Below are 2,691 nucleotides of genomic sequence, written 5' to 3'. Positions count from 1 at the left end.
GACAACCTCAATACTCACTTCAGAAAGTGCTTCGACGATGTGCTGGGTCAGCGCGCGGCCACAAAGCTCTTGCGCAGGGTGCAGTTTCACTACACGCCCAAACACGCGAGTTGGCTGAACATGGCGGAAATTGAGATCGGCATCCTCAGCCGCCAGTGCCTGGATCGACGGATTGCCAGCCGGCAACTGCTGCGATCAGAAGTCGAGGCTTGGCAGCAAGCTCGAAACGCCCTTCGGCGAACCATCGAGTGGAAATTCACTCGACAGGATGCAGATATAAAACTTGGACGTCACTATGTTTCGAAACTTGCGTGTTGATGTACTAGGCTGATTTGGCGTCTTTAGTCGACGAGTTATCGCATCAGAAATGTCGCAACATGCGGTTGATGATCTCCGATGAGTGCTGTAACTTTGCAGCTTTGATCTCTTCCGTTTCAACTAATGGCAAATGCCCTAGGGGCGCGTTGGATTGAAGGAACAAGAAGTTGTCGCCTGAGGGAGCTCCGCAAGATCAATGCCTTCACAAGCTTCCCATTCGAGAGCCTGCCGTAGGGAACCTTGAATTCGTCAGTAGTCATGTCGTTTGTTTGGGATGTGTTGACGGGCTAGAGGCAGTGATGCGAACTATTCGCCAATGCTATACCGCCAGCATGCCCTTCCACGCCAGGCGTAGCTTTTTCTGGTCGGCCGCATCCAGCACGCCGGCCTTGCGAATGACCAGACGGTGGTCTAGCGTGAAAAGTTTGAACCGTACCAAGCACTCTGTGGGCAAGCCCGCGGTTTCCAAGTCTTTGATGGGGTAGTCGCCGGGCCAGTTTGATTTCTCGGCGCTGGTAATCATGGCCAGCACGCTGTGCTGAGTCTTTTGATTGAACGAGTCGTTGCTCAAGACCAGTGCCGGGCGACGTTTGGCGCTATTGCGGTCGGTGAAGGGAAACGGCACCACCACCACGTCAAAGGGCTGAAAGTTCAAGCCCGCCATCACAAGTCCTTGAAGGCCTGGTCGTCTGCCGGGCTGGACCACTCGGACAGCGTGCCTTCGAGCGCCTGCGTGAAGGCCAGGTCTAGCGGTGAGGCGCGGCGCAGCCTGACTTCGTTCCCATCTATCTCGAACCCCACCATGTCGCCCGCCTTGAGCTGCAACGCCTTGCGCACGCTGGTGGGTACCGTGGTCTGAAACTTGGTGGTGAGTTTGGAAGTTTGCAGCATAGTATTACGTCCTTACTTTATGTAAGTATAGCGATCTTAGGAAGAGCCTGTGCAGTGCGTCGGCATGAACTTCTGCAAGCGCATAGACTCCGACGGCTTGCCGTCACCACTCTTGCATCCTTTTCTGAAAAAATCGCCATGCTCAATCACGATCAGACCAATGACTTCAATGCGCTTTTGCCCGGACAGTCGAGCGAGGCCGGCGCCAGCCGCCGCGCCGCGCTCAAGGTGGCGCTGGGCGTGGGCTACGCCGCGGCGGCGCTGCCCCTGCGGGCGCAGACGGCCATCAAAACCGCATCGGACGGGCTCCAAACCGGCGAAATCAGCTATGAGGTCAATGGTTTCAAGGTGCCGGCGTTTTACGCCGCGCCCGCCGGCAAAACCGGCCTGCCGGTGGTGCTGGTGGTGCATGAGGTGTTTGGCGTGCATGAATACATTGCCGACGTGGTGCGCCGCTTTGCGCGGGCCGGCTACCTGGCGGTTGCGCCCGAGTTGTTTGCGCGCCAGGGCGACCCCGGCAGTTACAACGAGCTGGCCCGGCTGATGGCCGAGGTCGTCGGCAAGGTGCCCGACGAACAGGTCATGGCCGACCTGGACGGCGCGGTGCAATGGGCCGGCGCCAACGGCGGCGATACCGGCAAGGCCGGCATCACCGGCTTTTGCTGGGGCGGCCGCATCAGCTGGCTGTATGCCGCGCACAGCCAGAACCTCAAGGCCGCCGTCGCCTGGTATGGGCGCCTGGCGGGCACGCCGTCGGCACTGAACCCCAAGCACCCGCTGGACCTGGCCGCCAGCCTGAAGGCGCCCGTGCTGGGCCTGTATGGCGGGCAGGACAGCGGCATCGCGCTGTCCAGCGTGCAGCAGATGAAGGACGCGCTGGCCGCAGCGGCGGACCAGGGCAATGCCGCCGCCAGGGCGTCGGAGTTTGTGGTCTACCCCGACGCGCCCCACGCCTTTCACGCCGACTACCGCCCCAGCTACCGCAAGGACGCGGCCGAAGACGGCTTCAGGCGCGCGCTGGCCTGGTTCAGGGGCCACGGCGTGGCCTGAAGGCGCCGCGGTGGCGCATGAGCGGCTTTGGAAGGGGTCCTCTTGACACGCTTGTTAATATAAAAGCCCAGCCCCGGCCGAGAGCAGACACTGCGCGCCCGGGGTTTTGCAATCCGGGAACTCTCCCGGTGACCAGCCACGGCAGGTTTTTATCCATCATTTCGGGCTCTTGCCCAGGTAATACGGGCATAGACAGCTATGATTTTAATAGCAATTTTAATCGGTACCCTGGCCGCCGGCATTGGCAGCGTATGGCTGGCGGCGCTACTGAGCTTTGGCGTGCTGGCCCGCTACACCCAGCACATGCTGAGCCTGGCCGCCGGCGCCTTGCTGGCCACGGCCTTCATGCACTTGCTGCCCGAGGCGTTTGAAAGCCCGATCAGCCCGCAGCAACTGTTTGCCACCTTGCTGGTCGGGCTGGTGTTTTTCTTT

At 60.5% G+C, this 2,691-nt stretch carries 4 protein-coding genes and 1 pseudogene; 3 read left to right on the top strand and 2 right to left on the bottom strand.

Annotation, left to right across the window (positions count from 1 at the left end; translation table 11 throughout):
* On the top strand, positions 1–318 hold a 318-nt coding region (locus RMO23_RS16150; RefSeq protein ID WP_309683648.1), incomplete at its 5' end, for a transposase.
* 319 nt (positions 319–637) lie between these two features.
* Here RMO23_RS16150 and RMO23_RS16145 read toward each other — a convergent pair.
* Both RMO23_RS16145 and RMO23_RS16140 read right to left on the bottom strand, forming a co-directional pair.
* A complete protein-coding gene (locus RMO23_RS16145) occupies positions 638–982 on the bottom strand; it encodes a type II toxin-antitoxin system PemK/MazF family toxin (protein ID WP_309683647.1) in 345 nt (114 codons plus the stop codon).
* Positions 982–1,209, bottom strand: a complete 228-nt coding sequence (locus RMO23_RS16140; RefSeq protein WP_309683646.1) for a type II toxin-antitoxin system PrlF family antitoxin — start codon at positions 1,207–1,209, stop codon at positions 982–984. The genes RMO23_RS16145 and RMO23_RS16140 overlap by 1 nt, the downstream gene beginning before the upstream one ends.
* 138 nt (positions 1,210–1,347) lie before the next feature.
* Here RMO23_RS16140 and RMO23_RS16135 point away from each other — a divergent pair, with 138 nt between their 5' ends.
* Together RMO23_RS16135 and RMO23_RS16130 are read left to right on the top strand one after the other, a co-directional pair.
* A complete protein-coding gene (locus tag RMO23_RS16135; protein WP_309683645.1) occupies positions 1,348–2,259 on the top strand; it encodes a dienelactone hydrolase family protein in 912 nt (303 codons plus the stop codon).
* 198 nt (positions 2,260–2,457) lie between these two features.
* A pseudogene (locus RMO23_RS16130) lies at positions 2,458–2,691 on the top strand (ZIP family metal transporter); the annotation flags it as partial.

The sequence above is a fragment of the Polaromonas sp. genome (genome assembly GCF_031411155.1).
Lineage (GTDB): Bacteria > Pseudomonadota > Gammaproteobacteria > Burkholderiales > Burkholderiaceae_C > Polaromonas.
This window is presented reverse-complemented; position numbering and strand designations above follow the sequence as displayed.